This window comes from Kitasatospora sp. NPDC054795, assembly GCF_053611565.1.
Genome location: NZ_JBSHAP010000046.1, coordinates 44,814 through 61,438 on the forward strand (window position 1 = coordinate 44,814; position 16,625 = coordinate 61,438).

Sequence of the window (16,625 nt, forward strand, 5' to 3'; positions counted from 1 at the left end):
GACTTCCTGCGTGCGCCACCGAGGCCACCGACCGGTGCGGATCGTCGGAATCACTCGTCACCGATCGCGTTCGCTCACGGGGACCGAGGACCGGGAGGGGAATCGGGCAGGGTCCTCGGCAGGTCGGCCGTGACCAGCTCGGCAGCGCGTGCGGGGTCGCCGTCCGCGCGGGCGAGCAGCGCCTCGATGTCGTAGCCCGATGACCCGGAGGCGGCGCCGACGCCGAGGAAGCGGCCCCAGCCGAAGCGTTCCATGGAGACGGCGGCGCCCAGGTCGGGGCGGAGCCGGTCGAGCGTGCAGACCAGCTCCCAGGCGAAGGCGTCCAGGCGGGCCCGCCGAGCCGGGTTGCAGGCGTTCACCGCGTCGGTGACCCAGTCGTCGCCGGGTTCGTACTCCGGGAGGGCCGGCAGCGGTTCGAGGGCATCCGTGATCGGGGCCGCGCTGAACGTGAGGAGGTGGGCGCCCTCGGGGTTGTCGAGCAGTTCGGCCAGGAGCGGGACGGCGCGGGGGTCGTGCCGGCAGGCCAGTCCGCGGATCGCCTCCGTGCGGGTGTCGGTGTGCTCGTCGGCCGTCCGCTCCCAGAGCGCGGCCCGGATCGCGGGGCTGTCCACCTCGGCCTGGACGCCGAGGGTGAACGTCGCCCAGTTGCGGACCTCCGGGTCCGGGTCCTGACTCAGCCCGACGAGGGCGCGGATGTCCGGTCCGTCCGGCAGGCCGGTGAGGACCTCCGCGAACGAGCGGGCCACCTCCTCGCGGACCTCGGCGTCGGGATGTTCGGCGAGGGTGACGAGGACGGGGACGGCGCGCGGGTCGTACGTCTTCTCGATCGCGCGCGCCAGGGACCGCAGCACGCCGGCTTCGGTCTCCCGCTGAGCGAGGGCGACCAGCGCGGTGGCCGTCCCGACGCGGACCGCCTCGTGGTGATAGCTGGTGTCGCGCAACAGGTCGCAGCCCGCCCCGCGCTCGATCGGATCGGCCGAAGCGATCAGCTCCACGCCGAGCGGCAGCGCCGCCGCCCCGTCGGCGGAGGCCGCCCGCCACAGCAGCGATACGTAGTCGGCCCAGCCGTCGTGGTCGTCCGGGTCGTCCGAAGCGGCGATGGCGCGCGCCGCCACCAGTGCCCGCGTGACCAGCTCCGCCACGGTGTCCGTTTCCATGCGGGCATTCTGGTGCACGAACCGCGAGTGCACACGGGAATTGTCGGCCCGACCGCGCCTCCGGTCCACACGCGCGTCGACAACCCGGGACGCGACCGGACCCGGCCGAGACCCCAACGTGCCATCGAGCAACGGGGATCGAGCACAGCTTCTTCGCTGCGCCCGGTACTGCTGGGGCAGTCAGGATCCGGTGCCGGCGCTCGCCTGCGGGCCGGATCACGAACTCGTGGAAGGCCAGTCGGTGAACAGCCCACTCCGTGACGCAATGGCCCGTGCCGACATGACCTCGTCCAAGCTCACGTGTGTGTGCAGTTCTCCATCTGCCTCCTCGGACGCCCGCTCGGCGGGGAGCTGCGGGTGTCCGACGAGTCCCACGAGGAGGCCTGGTTCACCCCGGCCGAATCGGACGGGCCGCCGATGGTGGCGAACATCCGCAAGCGGCTGGCCGACTGGCGCTCCGGCGCGATCCCCGTGGTGCGGCAGTGCGGTGACCGGGATGGTCCACCGTGATCGGAAGGCGGCTCGCGGGACGAGCGCTCGCGCAACGGCTGGTATTACTGGGGTATGCAGGAAGAGACGGCACGCTCCGCGATCGACACGTTCATCTCCGCGTTCAACGCCTCGGACGACAGCTATGTGACTGCCCTGCTCTCCCAGGCCCTGACCTCGGACGTGGTCTTCTGGGGGCCGTTGGGTCGCAGCGAAGGAATCGCGGCGGTCGAGCGGTTCGTGCTGGACATCCGGCGCCACCCGGCGGGGACCGGCACGATGGCGCGCTGCTCAGCGGTGGACATGCCTGGCGAGTGGGCCCGGTACCAGTGGGTCTTCACCACGCCGGACGGAGGCCCCCGCCTGGCGGGAACGGACGTCGTCCATCTGCGGCGGAGCCTCATCGACCAGGTCATCGTCTTTGCGGGGGAGATCGAGCCGTCCGCCTCCTGAGTCGTCCTTCTGCCGCTGTCCGTCTCGTGAACGTGGCCCTTTCGGCACTGCGGGGCTGCGGGTTCGCGGTCGGTGGGGCTGCGGCGTTGAGGGGGCGTCCGCCCCAGCGGATGCCCTTCTCGCTGTGGATGCGGGCGCGTTCCTTGCGTTGGGCGGCAAGCACGTCGGGGTGGCGGGCGTTGGCGTTGGCGTTGCGCCAGTGCGAGTAGCGGTGCAGTGCCCGGTTTGCGTGGGGTGGCTGCGGTGGTGGGAGTTGGCGGGGGTGAACTGCCGCAGCGGGCCGAAGTGGGCCTCGATCGGGTTGTCCCAGGATGCGTAGCCGGGCGATCACCGGTACCCAGGGAGGCTCCCCGTGGATCGGGAGGTGCTCGGGCGTCGGCAGGTGTTCGGGGTCCGTGGGTCGAGGTCTTGCTCGATGCTACTTCCGGGCGTTGAGGCGGCGGGTGGGTTCGGCCGTGGTCGGGTCCTCGGGCCAGGGGTGGCGGGGGTAGCGGCCCCTGAGGTCGGCGCGGACGGCGCGGTAGCCCTCGCGCCAGAAGCTCTCCAGATCACCGGTGACGGCGGCGGGGCGGCCGGCGGGGGAGAGCAGGTGGATGGTCAACGGTATGCGGCCGCCGGCCAGGGCGGGGGCCGCTGTCCAGCCGAAGAGTTCCTGCAACTTGACTGCCAGCACCGGGCGTTCGGTGGTGTAGTCGACTCGTATCTTCGAGCCGGACGGCACGGTGATGCGTTCGGGGGCGAGTTCGTCGAGGCGGCCGGCCTCGCCGGTGGCCCAGGGGAGTAGGCGTTGCAGGGCCGCGGTGGTGTCGATCCTCGCGAGGTCGGAGCGGCGGCGGGCGCGGGAGAGTTCGGGCTCCAGCCACTCCTCCGCGCGTTCCAGCAGCGCCTCGTCGCTGACGTCGGGCCAAGGGTCTCCGATGGCGGTGTGGAGGAACGCCAAGCGCTCGCGGAGGTTGGACGGGAAGCTCAGCAGGGTGCTGATGCCCTCGCGCGTGAGGCCTTCGAGGAGGGCTGACCGGACGAGTGAAGAGTCGGGGCGGTTGAGGGGCTTCTCCGCGAGCTCGATGGCGCCCAGCGACTCGACCCGGCGGGAGACCACCTCACCGCGCCGGATGTCCCAGTGGACCTCCTCACGAGCGGTCAGCAGCGCCGCACCCGCGACCAGGGCAGTGTCCTCGTCCAGCGTCGCGGCGTGCAGCACCCGGGCGGAGTGGGAGCCTGCCGGGCGGTCGGCGACCGCGACGGCGAGCCAGGGCACGGCGCCGAGCGTGGTGCCGGGGGCGAGTTCGGCGGCCGTGCCGGAGGCCATCAGGTACGGGCTGCGCTCGCCGGGGGCGGGCTTGTCGACCCGGGCGCGGGCGATGCGTTCGGGGAAGGCGAGGGCGACGACGAGGCCGGCGGCGGCGCCGTCGGAGAGCTGGGTGGCGGGCTCGGAGCCGGTACCGCGCAGGAGGCGGCGGACCTCGTCGCGCCAGCGGCCCGCGTAGGGGTCCCGGGAGGACCGGACGGTGCGCCAGACCGCGCCGAGGTCGTCGCCGAGCGCGCGTGGCGGTTCCTCGGAGAGCAGCGCGACCACCTCGGCGGCCCGCCGCGCACCGACCGCCGCCGCGCCGTCGACCAGGGCGCGGCCGAGCCGGGGGTGCAGTCCGGTGCGGGCGAGGCGGACGCCGCGGGCCGTGGCCCGCCCGTCCGAGGAGACGGCGCCGAGGGCCTGGAGGGTCTGTCGGGCGGCGGCCATCGCCCCGGCGGGCGGGGCGTCGGGCAGGGCGAGGCCGGTGGCGTCCGGGTCGCCCCAGCAGGCGGCCTGGAGGGCGAAGGGGGTGAGGTCGGCGAGCGCGATCTCGGGGGTGGGGAAGCGGGCGGCGAGGGCGTCCTCGGCCTCGTTCCAGCAGCGGTAGACGGTGCCGGGGGCCTCGCGTCCGGCGCGGCCGGCGCGCTGGCGGGCGGCGGCGAGGGAGGCCCGGACGGTGACCAGTCCGGCCAGGCCGCGGGCGTGGTCGGTGCGGGGTTCGCGGGCCAGTCCGGCGTCCACCACGACCCGTACGCCCGGCACGGTGAGGCTGGACTCGGCGACGGCGGTGGTGAGGACGACCCGCCGTGAGGGGGACGGGGTGAGGGCGGCGTCCTGTACGGCCTGCGGGGCGCGGCCGTGCAGTTGCAGCACCTCGGCGGTGACGCCGCCCAGTTGCCCGGCGACCCGGGCGATCTCGCCGACGCCGGGCAGGAAGCAGAGCACGTCGCCGTCGCGCTCGTGCAGGGCCCGCCGGACGGTCGAGGCGACGTGGTCGAGCAGGGCCGGGTCCACCCGGGTGCCGTGGGCGGGCCGGACGGCGCGCGGCGGCGGCGACCAGACCACCTCGACCGGGTGGGACGTCCCGTGTGCCTCCACCACGGGCGCGCCGCCGAGCAGTTCGGCCCAGGCCTCGGTGTCGGAGGTGGCCGAGGCGCAGACCAGCCGCAGTTCGGGCCGCAGCGCCGCCCGGACGTCGAGCAGGAAGGCGAGCGCGGTGTCGGCGTCCAGGTGCCGTTCGTGGCATTCGTCGAGCACCACCACGTCCACGCCGGGCAGTTCCTGGTCGCGCTGGAGCCGTTGCAGCAGCACGCCGGTGGTGACCACCTCGACCACGGTGTCCGGGCCCGCCGTGCGTTCGCCGCGCACGGTGTGGCCGATCCGGCCGCCGACCGGTTCGCCGAGCAGCCAGGCCATCCGCCGGGCGGCCGCCCGTACCGCGAGCCTGCGGGGTTCGGCGACCAGCACCCGGCGCACCGTACCGCCCGGATCGCCCGGACCGCCCGGATCGAGCAGTCCGGCCAGGGCGAGCGGCACCAGGGTGGTCTTGCCGGTGCCGGGCGGTGCGGCGAGGACGGCGGTGCCGTGTTCGTCCAACGCGCGGTGCAGGGCGGGCAGGGCGGTGCGGACGGGCAGTTCGCGCCAGGCCGGGTTCATGGAGAGGCTCAGCCCCGCTCGGTGACGAAGATCGCCGTGCCGGGGATCAGCCGTCCGCGCAGCGGGGACCAGCCGCCCCACTCCTGTTCCAGTCCGGCCGGCCACTCGGGCTCGACCAGGTCCACCAGTCGGAAGCCGGCGGTGACGAGTTCGCGGACCCGGTCGCCGAGGGTGCGGTGGTGTTCGACGTAGGTGGCGCGGCCCTGTTCGTCCTGCTCGACGTAGGGGGTGCGGTCGAAGTAGGAGGACGCCGCGGTGAGGCCCTCGACGCCGGGCTCGTCCGGGAAGGCCCAGCGGATCGGGTGGGTCACCGAGAACACCCAGCGCCCGCCGGGCCGCAGCACCCGGTGGACCTCGCGCATCAGCGCGGTGGTGTCGGCGCTGAACGGGACGGCGCCGTAGGCGGAGCAGGCGAGGTCGAAGGAGGCGTCGGCGAAGGGCAGGACGGCGGCGTCGGCCTGGACGACGGCGACGGGGTCGGTGCCGCGGCCGAGGTCGATCCGGCGGGAGTGCTGGAGCTGGCGGTAGGAGATGTCCAGGGCGACCGGCCGGGCGCCCCGGGCGGCGAGCCAGCGGGAGCACTGGGCGGCGCCGGCGCCGATCTCCAGGACGTCCCGGCCGGCCACCTCGCCGAGCAGGCGGGCGTCGGCCTCGTCCAGGCCCTCGGGGCACCAGGTGAAGCGGTCGTCGCCGAGGAACTCGCCGTGTTCGTCCTGGTACTCGTCGGCGTTGCGGTCCCACCAGTGCCGGCTGGCGCGGCTGCTCTCCCCGGTGCCGGCCTCGCGGCGGATCGCGTCGTCGCCGTCCTCCTCCTCGGCCCGCGCGGGGGAGGTGTCAAGATCGTGCAGGTCCGACTGGGGGGTGGTGGCCACGGTGACAATGCCCATCGCGTAGGGTATGGAATGCGGAAGCGCCGCTGCCGCGAACCGGCCCGTCAGGGTCCGGATCCTGGCGGTGGCATCCGGGGACGTGGCCCCTTCGGGTGTCGCCGCAAGGCGCGCATTCGGAGGATATGGCCTGATCCGTACCGGGCTCCACCGTCTTGCCGTCCTTCGGCATTGACCGTGCCCGGCCGTCCCCGTATGCTACAAGTTGCGCTGCGGGCCTGCGCGCCTCGGACGGAGCAGGTCGCGCTCGCATCTGTCGAAGACCCCACGGTCGCAAGACGGACGCCGGTTCTCGTTGTACGGGAATCCCGGTGTGCCGTGTTCTTGGCTGTCCGGCTTTCGGTGGGAGCGATACGGGCCCTCCGCGTGGCATTACCTACGACTTTCATGTCCGTACCGGAGCCCTTTTCCTAATGACGAGCCCCACCGACTCCTCCCTCAGCACCACCCCGCAGGTCGCGGTCAACGACATCGGCGACGCGGAGGCCTTCCTCGCCGCCATCGACGAGACCATCAAGTACTTCAACGATGGCGACATCGTCGAGGGCGTCATCGTGAAGGTCGACCGTGACGAGGTTCTCCTCGACATCGGTTACAAGACCGAGGGCGTCATCCCGTCCCGCGAGCTCTCGATCAAGCACGACGTTGACCCGCACGAGGTCGTCGCCGTCGGTGACAACATCGAGGCCCTGGTTCTCCAGAAGGAGGACAAGGAGGGTCGTCTCATCCTGTCCAAGAAGCGCGCTCAGTACGAGCGTGCCTGGGGCACGATCGAGAAGATCAAGGAAGAGGACGGCATCGTCACCGGTACCGTCATCGAGGTCGTCAAGGGTGGTCTCATCCTCGACATCGGCCTCCGGGGCTTCCTCCCCGCCTCGCTGGTCGAGATGCGTCGCGTCCGCGACCTCCAGCCCTACGTGGGCAAGGAGCTCGAGGCCAAGATCATCGAGCTGGACAAGAACCGCAACAACGTGGTCCTGTCCCGCCGTGCCTGGCTGGAGCAGACCCAGAGCGAGGTCCGCCAGACCTTCCTCACCACCCTGCAGAAGGGCCAGGTGCGCTCCGGCGTCGTCTCCTCGATCGTCAACTTCGGTGCCTTCGTGGACCTGGGTGGCGTCGACGGCCTGGTGCACGTCTCCGAGCTGTCCTGGAAGCACATCGACCACCCGTCCGAGGTTGTCGAGGTCGGCCAGGAGGTCACCGTCGAGGTTCTCGACGTTGACATGGACCGCGAGCGCGTCTCCCTGTCGCTGAAGGCGACCCAGGAGGACCCGTGGCAGCAGTTCGCCCGGACCCACCAGATCGGTCAGGTCGTCCCGGGTAAGGTCACCAAGCTGGTTCCGTTCGGTGCGTTCGTCCGCGTGGACGAGGGCATCGAGGGTCTGGTCCACATCTCCGAGCTGGCCGAGCGCCACGTCGAGATCCCGGAGCAGGTCGTCCAGGTCGGCGACGAGATCTTCGTCAAGGTCATCGACATCGACCTCGAGCGTCGCCGCATCAGCCTGTCGCTGAAGCAGGCCAACGAGGCCCTGGGTGCCAACCCGGCCGAGGTCGAGTTCGACCCGACCCTGTACGGCATGGCCGCCTCGTACGACGACCAGGGCAACTACATCTACCCGGAGGGCTTCGACCCCGAGGCGAACGACTGGCTGCCCGGCTTCGAGAAGCAGCGCGAGGAGTGGGAGCGCCAGTACGCCGAGGCGCAGACCCGCTTCGAGCAGCACCAGGCCCAGGTCATCAAGAGCCGCGAGGCCGATGCCCAGGCCGCCGAGGAGGGTGGCGACGCCGTCGCCGCTGCCGCCGGTGGTTCCTACTCGTCCAGCAGCGACGAGGGCTCGGGCGCCCTGGCCTCCGACGAGGCCCTGGCCGCTCTGCGCGAGAAGCTGGCCGGTGGCCAGAGCTGAGGCTCTCGCTTCCCGCTAGCCGATAGCTAGACGGTGGGCCCCACCCGGATTTCCGGGTGGGGCCCATTTCGTTTTTCGCCATGACTTATCACGCTTTGACTTATGTGTGTTTTATGTGAAGGAAAGTGTGAGATGAGGCTCATTGCCCATCTATAGGCCGGAGTTCGGGTTGCACCTAGATTGAGGGGAGCTGCCCGAAAGGCTCCTTCATGCGAAACCCCTTTTTCGCCGCCCCCGCCCCCGCCCCCACCCCCGCCTCTGCCTCCGCCCCCACCGCCGTGGTCGGCGGCCGGCTCGCGGCCCTCGGCCGGTTCTGCTTCCGCCACCGTCGCTGGGTGCTCGGCCTGTGGGCCGTCGTCCTGGTGGTCGGGGTCCTGATCGGGGGACGCGTCTTCGAGGGCTCGGTGGCCGGGGCCTCCTCCGCCAGCGCCGAGGCCGACCGGGGCAGTGCGGTGGTCGCCGCTGCCGACCCGGCCAAGGGCACCGTGACCGCCGTGGTGGACGGCAGGCCGGTGGACGATCCGGCGGTGAAGGCCGCCGTCGAGAAGGCCACCGCCGAGATCGCCGCCCTGCCCGGGGTCTCCTCCGCGCTCGACGCGTACGGCTCCGGCCCGGCGCCCGCCGCGCTGCGCTCCGCCGACGGGACGGCGAGCCTGGTCACCGTGCGGATGGCCGACACCGCGAGCACCGCCCAGACCGACGCCGTCACCGAGCGGCTCGGCGCGCTGAACGGGGCGGGCGGCGCCCACGTCACGGTCGGCGGGGACCTGGTGCTCCAGCAGGAGGTCAAGCAGCAGACCGAGAAGGACACCCGGTTCGGCGAGATAGTGACGCTGCCGCTCACGCTGATCGTCATGGTGCTGGTCTTCGGCGGGCTGGCGGCGGCCTCGCTGCCGGTGATCGGGGCGGTCGCCTCGGTGGGCGGCGCGCTGCTGGCCATGTTCGGTTTCAGCCGGATCATGGACATCGACACCAGCGTGCTGCCGATCGCCACGGTGCTGGGGCTCGGGCTCTCGATCGACTACGCGCTGCTCATGGTGAATCGTTTCCGCGAGGAACGCGGCCACGGCGCGGACATCGCCGCCGCCGTCGAACGGACCGCGGCGACCGCCGGACGCACCGTGGCCTTCTCCGGGCTGACCGTCGCCGTCGCGCTCTCCGGGCTGTTCGTCTTCACCAGCCCGGTGCTCGGCGCGGTGGCGGCCGCCGGGGTGAGCGTGGTGGTGATCGCCGTCGCCGCCGCGCTGACCCTGATCCCCGCGCTGCTCGGCTTCGCCGGCGCGCGGATCAAGACACCCGTCGCGCCCGTGGCGGACGAGGGGTTCTTCAGCCGGACCGTCCGCCGGGTGCGCAAGCGGGCGGTGGCGGTCACCCTCGCCTCGGTGGCGCTGCTGATGGCGGCCGGCGCGCCGTTCCTCCACGCCGACATGCGCAGCTCCGGCGCCGCGGTGCTGCCCGCCTCCTCGGCCGGGCGGCAGGTCGCCGAGACGATCGACCAGCGCTTCCCGCAGGCCTCGGCCGCGCCGATCACCGTGGTGGTCGAGGGCGGGGCGTCGGTGGCGCAGGCGTACGCGGACGACGTGGTCGCCAAGCTGCCCGGGGTGAGCGGGGTGCGGGCGGTGTCGCCGGTGGGCGACGCGGTCTCCACGATCGACGTGCTGGTGCACGGGGACCCGCAGGGCGGGCAGGCCAAGCAGGTGGTGGAGGAGCTGCGGGCCGACCGCGGCGGGCTGACCACCTACGTCACCGGCGGCGCGGCCTCGGTGGTGGACTTCCAGGACGAGCTGCTCTCGCGCGGACCGTGGGCGCTCGGGCTGGTCGCGGTCGGGACCATGGTGCTGCTCTTCCTGATGACCGGCTCGGTGGTGATGCCGGTCAAGGCGCTGCTGATGAACCTGCTCTCGCTGGGTGCCTCGCTCGGCGCGCTCACCCTGGTGTTCCAGGACGGCTGGTTCAGCGGGCTGCTCGGGTTCAGCCCGACCGGCGGGCTGGAGACCTTCATCCCGGTCCTGGTCTTCGCCTTCGCCTTCGGGCTGTCGATGGACTACGAGGTGTTCCTGCTCGCCCGGATCAGGGAGCTGACCCTGCGCGGGCACGACTGCGTCCGGGCGGTGGAGCTGGGCGTGCAGCGCAGCGGTCGGATCATCACCTCGGCGGCGTTGCTGATGGTGATCGTCTTCGCCGGGTTCGCGCTCGGGGACATGCTGATGGTCAAGCAGATGGGCATCGCGCTGGCCGTCGCCGTCGCGGTGGACGCCACCCTGGTGCGCTGCCTGCTGGTGCCCGCCGCGATGAGCCTGTTCGGCGAGTTCAACTGGTGGGCGCCCGGCCCGCTGCGGCGGCTGCACCGGCGGTTCGGGCTGAGCGAGCACGTCGACCTGCCGGAGATCGAGCCGGCGGTGCTCCCGGTGCCGCGTGCCGGGACCGGGTCGGAGGGCGTCGGGTCGGAGGACGTCGGGGTCGGGGCCGGGTCGGAGGGTGCCGGATCCGAGGTTGTCGGGTCCGGGGGCGGCGCGGCCGGGGGCGGTGCGGCCAAGGGCCTGGTGGGTTCAGCCCAGCCGGCGTAGCAGGTCGACCGCCGAGCGGAGCCGGTCCTGTTCGGCGGGGTCGAGGCGGGACTCGATGGCGGTGGCGATCAGGTGCTCGCGGCGCGCGCGCTGGTCGAGCAGCGCGTCGCGGCCGGCGTCGGTGGCGGCGACCAGCAGTTTGCGGCCGTCGGTGGGGTGGGGCTGCTGGGTGACCAGCCCGGCGTCGGTCATCAGCGCGACGGTGCGGGCCATCGACTGATGGCGGACCCGCTGGAGCGCGGCGAGTTCGGCGACGGTACAGGAGAGCTCGTCGCGGACCAGCAGGCCGAGGACCGCGGCCTGGTTCTGCGGCAGTTCGTCGTCGGTGCGCAGGGAGCGAACCAGGGTGCCGAGGGCGGCGCGCAGGTCGGCGGCGAGTTCCAGGGTGTCCGGGTGGGGGGCTTCGCTGGGCATGGGAGAAGTCTATCGGCAATTCATACAGCAAGGCTGTACAGCATTGCTGTATGGTTTTTGTCATGCGAATCACCAAGTTCGGACACGCCTGCGTACGCGTCGAGCACGGCGGCACCACCGTCGTCGTCGATCCGGGATCCTTCACCGACCCCGCCGCACTGGCCGGGGCGGACGCCGTCCTGATCACCCACGAGCACATGGACCACTTCGAGGAGTCCCGGCTGCGCGCCGCGCTGGAGGCCGATCCGGCCCTGCGGGTGTGGACCAACCGGGCCGTCGCCGCCCAGCTGGACGGCGTGGCGCAGCGGATCGAGGCGGTCGGCGAGGGCGACGCCTTCGAGATCGGCGGGCTGGGCGTCTCGGTGCACGGCGAGTGGCACGCGGAGATCCACCCGGACATCCCGCGGGTGCAGAACATCGGCTTCCTCTTCGAGGGCCGGCTGTTCCACCCCGGTGACGCGTTCACCGTGCCGCCGCACGCCGTGGACACCCTGCTGCTGCCGCTCGCGGCGCCCTGGAGCAAGGCCTCCGAGGTGATCGACTACGTCCGGGAGGCCGGGCCGCGCCAGGCGGTGCCGGTGCACGAGGCGGTGCTCAGCCCGATCGGGTTCGCGGTGCAGACCCGGCTGGTCGGGCCGCAGGGGCCGGGCACGGGCGCGGAGCTGACGGTGCTGGGGGAGGGCGAGAGCCTGGAGCTGGGCTGACGGCGTCGCCCGTCGGTGGCCCGTGCCGACGACCCGTGCCGACGGTGCTCCTCGTCCGTGGACCCGTACTGACGGGCCCGGTGCCGCGCCGGTAGCCTGACGCCATGCTGAAGATCGGACTGACGGGTGGCATCGGCGCGGGCAAGAGCGAGGTGTCCCGGCTGTTCGCCGCGCGCGGCGCGGTGATCGTGGACTCGGACGTGATCGCCCGCGAGGTGGTCGCCCCCGGAACGGACGGTCTGGCGGCCGTGGTCGCCGAGTTCGGACCGCAGGTGCTGCGGGAGGACGGCGCGCTGGACCGTCCGGCGCTCGGGGCGGTCGTGTTCGCCGACCCGGAGCGGCTGAGGGCGCTGAACGCGATCGTCCACCCGCTGGTGCGGGCCCGCTCCGCCGAGCTGGAGGCGGCGGCCGCGCCGGACGCCGTCGTGGTGCACGACGTGCCGCTGCTGGCCGAGAACGGCCTGGCGCCACTGTACGACCTGGTCGTGGTGGTGGACGCGGCGGACGAGGTGCGGCTGGACCGGCTGGTGCGGTTGCGCGGGATGGCCGAGGAGGAGGCCCGGGCCCGGATGGCCGCGCAGGCCTCGCGGGAGGACCGGCTGGCGATCGCGGACCTGGTGGTCGACAACGGCGGCGGCCTGGCGGAGCTGGCGGCGCGGGTGGACGAGGTCTGGGCGGAGCTGGCGGGGCGCGCGACGGCCTGACACCGGGCAGGCCCGGTTCGGACGGCGCCGCTCCGTTCAGGCGGCGCCGAGCGGCAGCCGGGCCCGGACGGCGAAGCCGCCCTCGGGCGTCGGCCCGGCCTGCAGGGTGCCGCCGAGGTCGCCGGCCCGGGTGTGCATGCTGCGCAGTCCGTGGCCGCCGGAGGGCAGTTCCGGGTGATCGGTCCGCCCGCCGGCGGCTTCGGCGTCCCTGTCGGCGTCCCCGTCGGAGGCGGGGGAGTTGACCACCGTCAGGCGCAGCCCGTCCGGTGCGACCTCGACGGTGACGGCCACCTCGGCGGCCGGGGCGTGCTTGTGCGCGTTGGTCAGCGCCTCCTGGACGATCCGGTAGGCCGCGTACTGCACGGCGGGCACCGGGTCGGGCAGCCCCTCGTCCGGTCCGCTGACGGTCAGCCCGACCGCCAGTCCGGCCAGCCGGGACTCCTCGACCAGAGCGGGCAGCCCGCGCAACGAGGGCGCCTGTTCGGCGGAGGTGGTCAGCACGCCCAGCAGGCCGCGCAGTTCGGTGAGCGCCTGGAGGCCGAGGGCGCGGATCAGGCCGAGGGTCTCCCGGACGGCGGCCGGGTCCTCGGCCCGGGCGACCTGCCCGGCGCCCGCGTGCAGGGTGATCAGCGAGACCCGGTTGGACACCACGTCGTGCATCTCCCGCGCGAGCCGGGCGCGTTCGGCGGCCACCGCGCGCTCCTCGGCGTGCCGGCGGGCCTCCTCCAGCAGCCGGTTGCGCTCGCCGAGCAGCCGGTTGCGTTCGGCCAGCACGGCGACGGTGCGGGCGCGCTGGTGGGAGGTCAGCCCGAGGGCGAGCGGCACGGCGCAGAAGACCAGCGGGTCCTCGATCAGGTTGGCGAGCTCGGACGGGGCGTCGACGTCCCCGAGGTCGAACGGGACGAACAGCCGCAGCCCGGCCAGCGCCGCCAGGAGGTACACCGGCGCGGTCCGGCCGCGCCGTGCGGCCAGCCCGTAGAGGGCGACGGCCAGCGGGAGTTGGCCGCTCAGCAGGGTGACCGCGGTGACCGCGGCCGGGTGCCGGCGCCGCAGGGCCAGGGCGAGCGCGCCGAGCGCCATCAGGCCCGCGTTGGTCCCCGGCGAGGCGGTCGGGCCGACGTCCGGGTCGTTGGCGGCGAGCGGGACGAGGACCAGCAGCACCAGGGCGGTCGGCGCGAGGGCGCGGACCGGGCGGGGCAGGCGCAGCGGCGGGCCGGGCAGCGGTGCGGCGAGGTCGGCGACCGACTGGTCGGCGGACGCCTGGTCGGTGGGCTGCTGCATGAGGGGCATGCTGCCACAGCGGCGCGGCACCGGGGACGGCCGTCGGACCGAGTGGCTGGGAAGGGACTGGTTAAAGGCCCTGGCAGGAGGAGAGCATGGCGGGATGGATGATCGTTTCTCGCCCGGGCCGCACCCCGCCGGGCCGCCGGTGGTCGAACGTCTCGCGCAGTACGGCCGCGTCGAGCAGGAGGAGATCCTCGGCCCCGGGGAGGACCCGTACGGCGTCGCCCACACCGGGCTGACCTTCCTGCCCAAGGAGATCCACTTCGGTGTCCGGGCCGCCGACGGCCGGCTGGTCGCCCACACCGGGCTGCTGCCGCTGCCGCTCACCGTGGGCGGCACCGACCTGACCGCGATGGGCGTCGGCGGGGTCTGCGTCGCGCCCGACCGGCGCCACAGCGGCCTCGCGCGGTCCGTGGTCGGCGCCGCCCTCGACCACGCGCGCACGCTCGGCCACCGGTACGCGCTGCTGTTCTGCCGACCGCCGCTGGCCGCGTTCTACCGGGGGCTCGGGTTCCGGGAGGTGGCGGAGGGGGTGACGGTGGAGCAGCCGGAGGGACGGCTGGCGGAGATGCCGCTGCGCACCATGTGGGCGCCGCTGGCGCCGGGGGCCGGGTGGCCGGAGGGGCCGGTGCGGCTGCGGTCGCTGCCGATGTGAGGCGGGCTCGGGGCGCCCCGGCCGGGGCCGCCGCCGCAGCGGGCCGGGCGCTCGTCGCCGCCCCCGTGGGGTCCGGCCGGGTGGTCGACACCGCCGCGGCGTCGGGTCAGGCGCTCGTCGCCGCCGTGGAGTCCGCGTGCGCCACGGCGGCGCGGGCCAGGGCGCGGACCATGGGGTGTGCCCGGGTGCCGTCGCCGGACAGCTCGGGCTGGAACAGCGAGGCCAGGAAGAACGGGTGTCCGGGCAGCTCCAGGACCCGCACCTCGCCCGAGGCGTCCGCGCCGCTGAACCGCAGGCCGTGCGCGGTCAGCCGGTCCAGGTAGGCGCCGTTGAGGCCGTACGCGCAGTGGTAGCGCTCCTGGGTGCGGGTGGCGCCGAGGACCCGCTCAGCGAGGCTCCCGGGGGTGATCGCGACGGCTCCCTCGTGGCCGACCAGTGAGCAGGCCAGCGGGGCGATCACCTGCTGCTCCGCCTCCGGGTGCTCCTCGCCGTGGACGGCCCCGGCGAGGCCGCACACGTTCCGGGCGTACTCCAGCACCGCGTGCTGGAATCCGGCGCAGGTGCCCAGGAAGGGGATGCCGCGTTCGCGGGCGGTCCGGACGGCGGCCAGCGCGCCCGCCTCGCTGCGGTAGGGGCTGCCGGGCAGCAGCCAGACCGCGTCGAAGCCGTCCAGGGCGCCGGGTGCGGCGGCGTCCCCGGTCGGGATCCAGTAGGCGTCCAGGACGAGGTGGTCGTGCTCGGCGAGGGCGGCCAGCAGGCCCGGGATCCGGGCGTGCGAGCGGACGGCGGGGGAGCGGTCGCCGACCAGGGCGATCCGCGGGGTCAGGTAGGTCATGCGGCTATCCTGGCCCCGCATCCGAGATCAGCGCCAACGATGATTCCTTAAGTATCGATCAGATCGGTTGATGACCGCCGTGGACCCGCAGCAGCTGCGCACCTTCGTCACCGTCGCCCGCCTGGCCTCCTTCTCGGAGGCGGCGCGGGAGCTCGGCTACACCCAGTCCGCGGTCTCCCAGCAGATCGCCGCACTGGAGGCGGACCTCGGCACGACGCTGCTGTCCCGTCGGCCGGTCGGCCCGACCGCGGCCGGGCGGCGGCTGCTGGAGCACGCCGCACCGCTGCTGGTCCGGCTGGAGGCGGCGCGCGCCGACGTCGCGCGCCTGGCCGGCGCCCCGAGCGCCCGGCTGGTGCTCGGGGCCACCCCGCTGGCGGTCGGGGCGACCCTGGGGTGTGCGCTCGGCGAGGTGCGCCGGGCCCATCCGCTGACGGAGCCGGTGGTCCGGGTCCTCGCCCAGGACGTGCTGCCCGCCCAGGTCGCCACCGGCGAGGTCGACCTCGCCCTGATCGACGGGCTGGCCGCGCCCAGCGACCCGCTGCCGCTGCCCGACGTCGGCCCGCTGCGCACCGTCGCGGTGGCCGAGCGGCCGGTCGCCGTCGCACTGCCCCTCGGCCACCCGCTGGCCGGCCGCGGCGGCCTCGCGCTCGCCGACCTCTCCGCCGCCCGCTGGCTGGACGCCCCCGACCTCACCCCGACGACGGCCCGGCTGCGCGCGGCCACGGGCGTCGACGGCTTCCGGCCCGCCACCCGCTACCAGGGCACCGACGTGCACGGACTGCTCGCGCTGGTGGCGGCCGGGCACGGGCTCACCCTGCTGCCCGAACCGGTGCTCGCGGCGGCACCCGGGGTCGGGTACGCGCCGATCGCCGCGCCCCGGCTGGTGCACCGCACGGAACTCGTCCACGGCAGCCTGCCGGAGGGGCCGGCGGCCCTGCTGGCGCGGCTGCTGGCGCGGTCCCGGGCCTGAGCGGCCCGTCGGAGGCGCCGAATTCGGTTGCGCGGGCCGCCGGTGCCGATGACATCATCACGCGATGAATACCAGTACGACGATCATCAGACGAGTGCGGACCGACGAGTGGCAGCAGCTCAGGGACACCCGCCTGGACGCGCTGCTGGACCCGGTCGCGGCCGTGGCCTTCCTGGAGACCCACGAGCAGGCCGCCGCCAAGCCGGACGAGTTCTGGCAGGACCGCACGACCCGGGCGGCGACGGACCCGCACGTGGCGCAGTTCATCGCGCAGGCCGAGGACGGGACCTGGCTCGGCTCCATGACCGGAGTGGTCGAGCGGTCCGGCGGGGGCGGGGCCCTGGAGGGCGACGTCGTCGAGGTCGACCAGGTGCACGTGGTCGGCGTCTACGTCCGGCCGCGGGCGCGCGGCACCGGGCTGGCGCTCGACCTGATCCGGACCGTCCAGGAGTGGGCGTGGTCGCTCACCGAGCCCCGGATCGAGCGGGTGCGGCTGTTCGTCCACGAGGAGAACCCCCGCGCCGAGGCGATGTACCGCAAGGCCGGCTTCGAGCCGTCCGGGGTGGCGCTGCCGGTGCCCGGCGGCGGGGCCGGCCGGGAGGTCGAACTGGCGGTCCTGCGGGGCTGACCGGCCGCCCGGCCCGCGGGCCGGGCC

The 16,625-nt window shown here is 73.9% G+C and carries 15 protein-coding genes and 1 pseudogene; 9 read left to right on the forward strand and 7 right to left on the reverse strand.

Annotated elements, in window-relative coordinates; all coding sequences use genetic code 11:
* Positions 1-74: 74 nt before the first annotated feature.
* A complete protein-coding gene (locus tag ACWGJO_RS18505) occupies positions 75-1,157 on the reverse strand; it encodes a HEAT repeat domain-containing protein (RefSeq protein ID WP_452185000.1) in 1,083 nt (360 codons plus the stop codon).
* A 306-nt stretch (positions 1,158-1,463) separates the two neighbouring features.
* On the opposite strand from ACWGJO_RS18505, the gene ACWGJO_RS18510 reads away from it, so the two are divergent.
* Both ACWGJO_RS18510 and ACWGJO_RS18515 read left to right on the forward strand, forming a co-directional pair.
* Entirely contained in the window at positions 1,464-1,667 is a 204-nt protein-coding gene (locus ACWGJO_RS18510; protein ID WP_452185002.1) for a hypothetical protein, read from the forward strand.
* 54 nt (positions 1,668-1,721) lie between these two features.
* The gene (locus ACWGJO_RS18515; protein ID WP_224280924.1) at positions 1,722-2,099 is read left to right on the forward strand and encodes a nuclear transport factor 2 family protein; all 378 of its coding nucleotides are present in this window, start codon (positions 1,722-1,724) and stop codon (positions 2,097-2,099) included.
* A gap of 94 nt (positions 2,100-2,193) precedes the next feature.
* Here the strand turns inward: ACWGJO_RS18515 and ACWGJO_RS18520 are convergent.
* The 3 genes and pseudogenes from ACWGJO_RS18520 to ACWGJO_RS18530 form a co-directional block, all read right to left on the reverse strand.
* Positions 2,194-2,426 (reverse strand): annotated as a pseudogene (locus tag ACWGJO_RS18520) (IS630 family transposase); the annotation flags it as partial.
* Positions 2,427-2,517: 91 nt separating this feature from the next.
* Entirely contained in the window at positions 2,518-5,046 is a 2,529-nt protein-coding gene (gene hrpB, locus ACWGJO_RS18525) for an ATP-dependent helicase HrpB (RefSeq protein WP_452185004.1), read from the reverse strand.
* 8 nt (positions 5,047-5,054) lie between these two features.
* Positions 5,055-5,933: a class I SAM-dependent methyltransferase gene (locus tag ACWGJO_RS18530; RefSeq protein ID WP_452185006.1), complete on the reverse strand. Its 879-nt coding sequence runs from the start codon at positions 5,931-5,933 to the stop codon at positions 5,055-5,057.
* 413 nt (positions 5,934-6,346) lie between these two features.
* Between ACWGJO_RS18530 and rpsA the strand changes: the two genes are divergently transcribed.
* Both rpsA and ACWGJO_RS18540 read left to right on the forward strand, forming a co-directional pair.
* On the forward strand, positions 6,347-7,837 hold the full coding sequence (rpsA, locus tag ACWGJO_RS18535) for a 30S ribosomal protein S1 (RefSeq protein WP_316520647.1): 1,491 nt from the start codon (positions 6,347-6,349) through the stop codon (positions 7,835-7,837).
* Positions 7,838-8,046: 209 nt separating this feature from the next.
* Positions 8,047-10,404, forward strand: a complete 2,358-nt coding sequence (locus ACWGJO_RS18540) for an MMPL family transporter (RefSeq protein ID WP_452185008.1) — start codon at positions 8,047-8,049, stop codon at positions 10,402-10,404.
* Here ACWGJO_RS18540 and ACWGJO_RS18545 read toward each other — a convergent pair.
* A complete protein-coding gene (locus ACWGJO_RS18545; RefSeq protein ID WP_452185010.1) occupies positions 10,387-10,818 on the reverse strand; it encodes a MarR family winged helix-turn-helix transcriptional regulator in 432 nt (143 codons plus the stop codon). The two genes, ACWGJO_RS18540 and ACWGJO_RS18545, sit on opposite strands and share 18 nt — an antisense overlap.
* Positions 10,819-10,880: 62 nt before the next feature.
* Here ACWGJO_RS18545 and ACWGJO_RS18550 point away from each other — a divergent pair, with 62 nt between their 5' ends.
* Both ACWGJO_RS18550 and coaE read left to right on the forward strand, forming a co-directional pair.
* Positions 10,881-11,522, forward strand: coding sequence for an MBL fold metallo-hydrolase (locus tag ACWGJO_RS18550; protein WP_452185012.1), 642 nt, complete (start codon positions 10,881-10,883; stop codon positions 11,520-11,522).
* Between the two features lie 104 nt (positions 11,523-11,626).
* Entirely contained in the window at positions 11,627-12,226 is a 600-nt protein-coding gene (coaE, locus tag ACWGJO_RS18555) for a dephospho-CoA kinase (RefSeq protein ID WP_452185013.1), read from the forward strand.
* 36 nt (positions 12,227-12,262) lie between these two features.
* Here coaE and ACWGJO_RS18560 read toward each other — a convergent pair whose 3' ends face one another.
* Entirely contained in the window at positions 12,263-13,507 is a 1,245-nt protein-coding gene (locus ACWGJO_RS18560; RefSeq protein WP_452185015.1) for a sensor histidine kinase, read from the reverse strand.
* Positions 13,508-13,610: 103 nt separating this feature from the next.
* Between ACWGJO_RS18560 and ACWGJO_RS18565 the strand changes: the two genes are divergently transcribed.
* Positions 13,611-14,165, forward strand: coding sequence for a GNAT family N-acetyltransferase (locus tag ACWGJO_RS18565; RefSeq protein ID WP_452185017.1), 555 nt, complete (start codon positions 13,611-13,613; stop codon positions 14,163-14,165).
* A gap of 106 nt (positions 14,166-14,271) precedes the next feature.
* On the opposite strand, the gene ACWGJO_RS18570 is transcribed toward ACWGJO_RS18565, so the two are convergent.
* Positions 14,272-15,000 (reverse strand): CTP synthase C-terminal region-related (seleno)protein, encoded by a 729-nt coding sequence (locus tag ACWGJO_RS18570; RefSeq protein ID WP_452185019.1) that lies wholly within the window; start codon positions 14,998-15,000, stop codon positions 14,272-14,274.
* Positions 15,001-15,079: 79 nt separating this feature from the next.
* Here ACWGJO_RS18570 and ACWGJO_RS18575 point away from each other — a divergent pair, with 79 nt between their 5' ends.
* Positions 15,080-15,970: a LysR family transcriptional regulator gene (locus ACWGJO_RS18575; RefSeq protein ID WP_452185033.1), complete on the forward strand. Its 891-nt coding sequence runs from the start codon at positions 15,080-15,082 to the stop codon at positions 15,968-15,970.
* 64 nt (positions 15,971-16,034) lie between these two features.
* Positions 16,035-16,598 (forward strand): GNAT family N-acetyltransferase, encoded by a 564-nt coding sequence (locus tag ACWGJO_RS18580; RefSeq protein WP_452185021.1) that lies wholly within the window; start codon positions 16,035-16,037, stop codon positions 16,596-16,598.
* The last annotated feature ends 27 nt before the right edge of the window (positions 16,599-16,625 follow it).

Excerpts from the sequence above, each read along its gene's own strand:
- rpsA (WP_316520647.1), top strand. The coding sequence starts at position 6,347 with ATGACGAGCCCCACCGACTCCTCCCTCAGCACCACCCCGCAGGTCGCG.
- ACWGJO_RS18565 (WP_452185017.1), top strand. The coding sequence starts at position 13,611 with ATGGATGATCGTTTCTCGCCCGGGCCGCACCCCGCCGGGCCGCCGGTG.
- coaE (WP_452185013.1), top strand. The coding sequence starts at position 11,627 with ATGCTGAAGATCGGACTGACGGGTGGCATCGGCGCGGGCAAGAGCGAG.
- ACWGJO_RS18560 (WP_452185015.1), bottom strand. The coding sequence starts at position 13,507 with ATGCAGCAGCCCACCGACCAGGCGTCCGCCGACCAGTCGGTCGCCGAC.
- ACWGJO_RS18540 (WP_452185008.1), top strand. The coding sequence starts at position 8,047 with ATGCGAAACCCCTTTTTCGCCGCCCCCGCCCCCGCCCCCACCCCCGCC.
- hrpB (WP_452185004.1), bottom strand. The coding sequence starts at position 5,046 with ATGAACCCGGCCTGGCGCGAACTGCCCGTCCGCACCGCCCTGCCCGCC.
- ACWGJO_RS18570 (WP_452185019.1), bottom strand. The coding sequence starts at position 15,000 with ATGACCTACCTGACCCCGCGGATCGCCCTGGTCGGCGACCGCTCCCCC.
- ACWGJO_RS18515 (WP_224280924.1), top strand. The coding sequence starts at position 1,722 with ATGCAGGAAGAGACGGCACGCTCCGCGATCGACACGTTCATCTCCGCG.
- ACWGJO_RS18545 (WP_452185010.1), bottom strand. The coding sequence starts at position 10,818 with ATGCCCAGCGAAGCCCCCCACCCGGACACCCTGGAACTCGCCGCCGAC.
- ACWGJO_RS18550 (WP_452185012.1), top strand. The coding sequence starts at position 10,881 with ATGCGAATCACCAAGTTCGGACACGCCTGCGTACGCGTCGAGCACGGC.
- ACWGJO_RS18580 (WP_452185021.1), top strand. The coding sequence starts at position 16,035 with ATGAATACCAGTACGACGATCATCAGACGAGTGCGGACCGACGAGTGG.
- ACWGJO_RS18505 (WP_452185000.1), bottom strand. The coding sequence starts at position 1,157 with ATGGAAACGGACACCGTGGCGGAGCTGGTCACGCGGGCACTGGTGGCG.
- ACWGJO_RS18530 (WP_452185006.1), bottom strand. The coding sequence starts at position 5,933 with ATGGGCATTGTCACCGTGGCCACCACCCCCCAGTCGGACCTGCACGAT.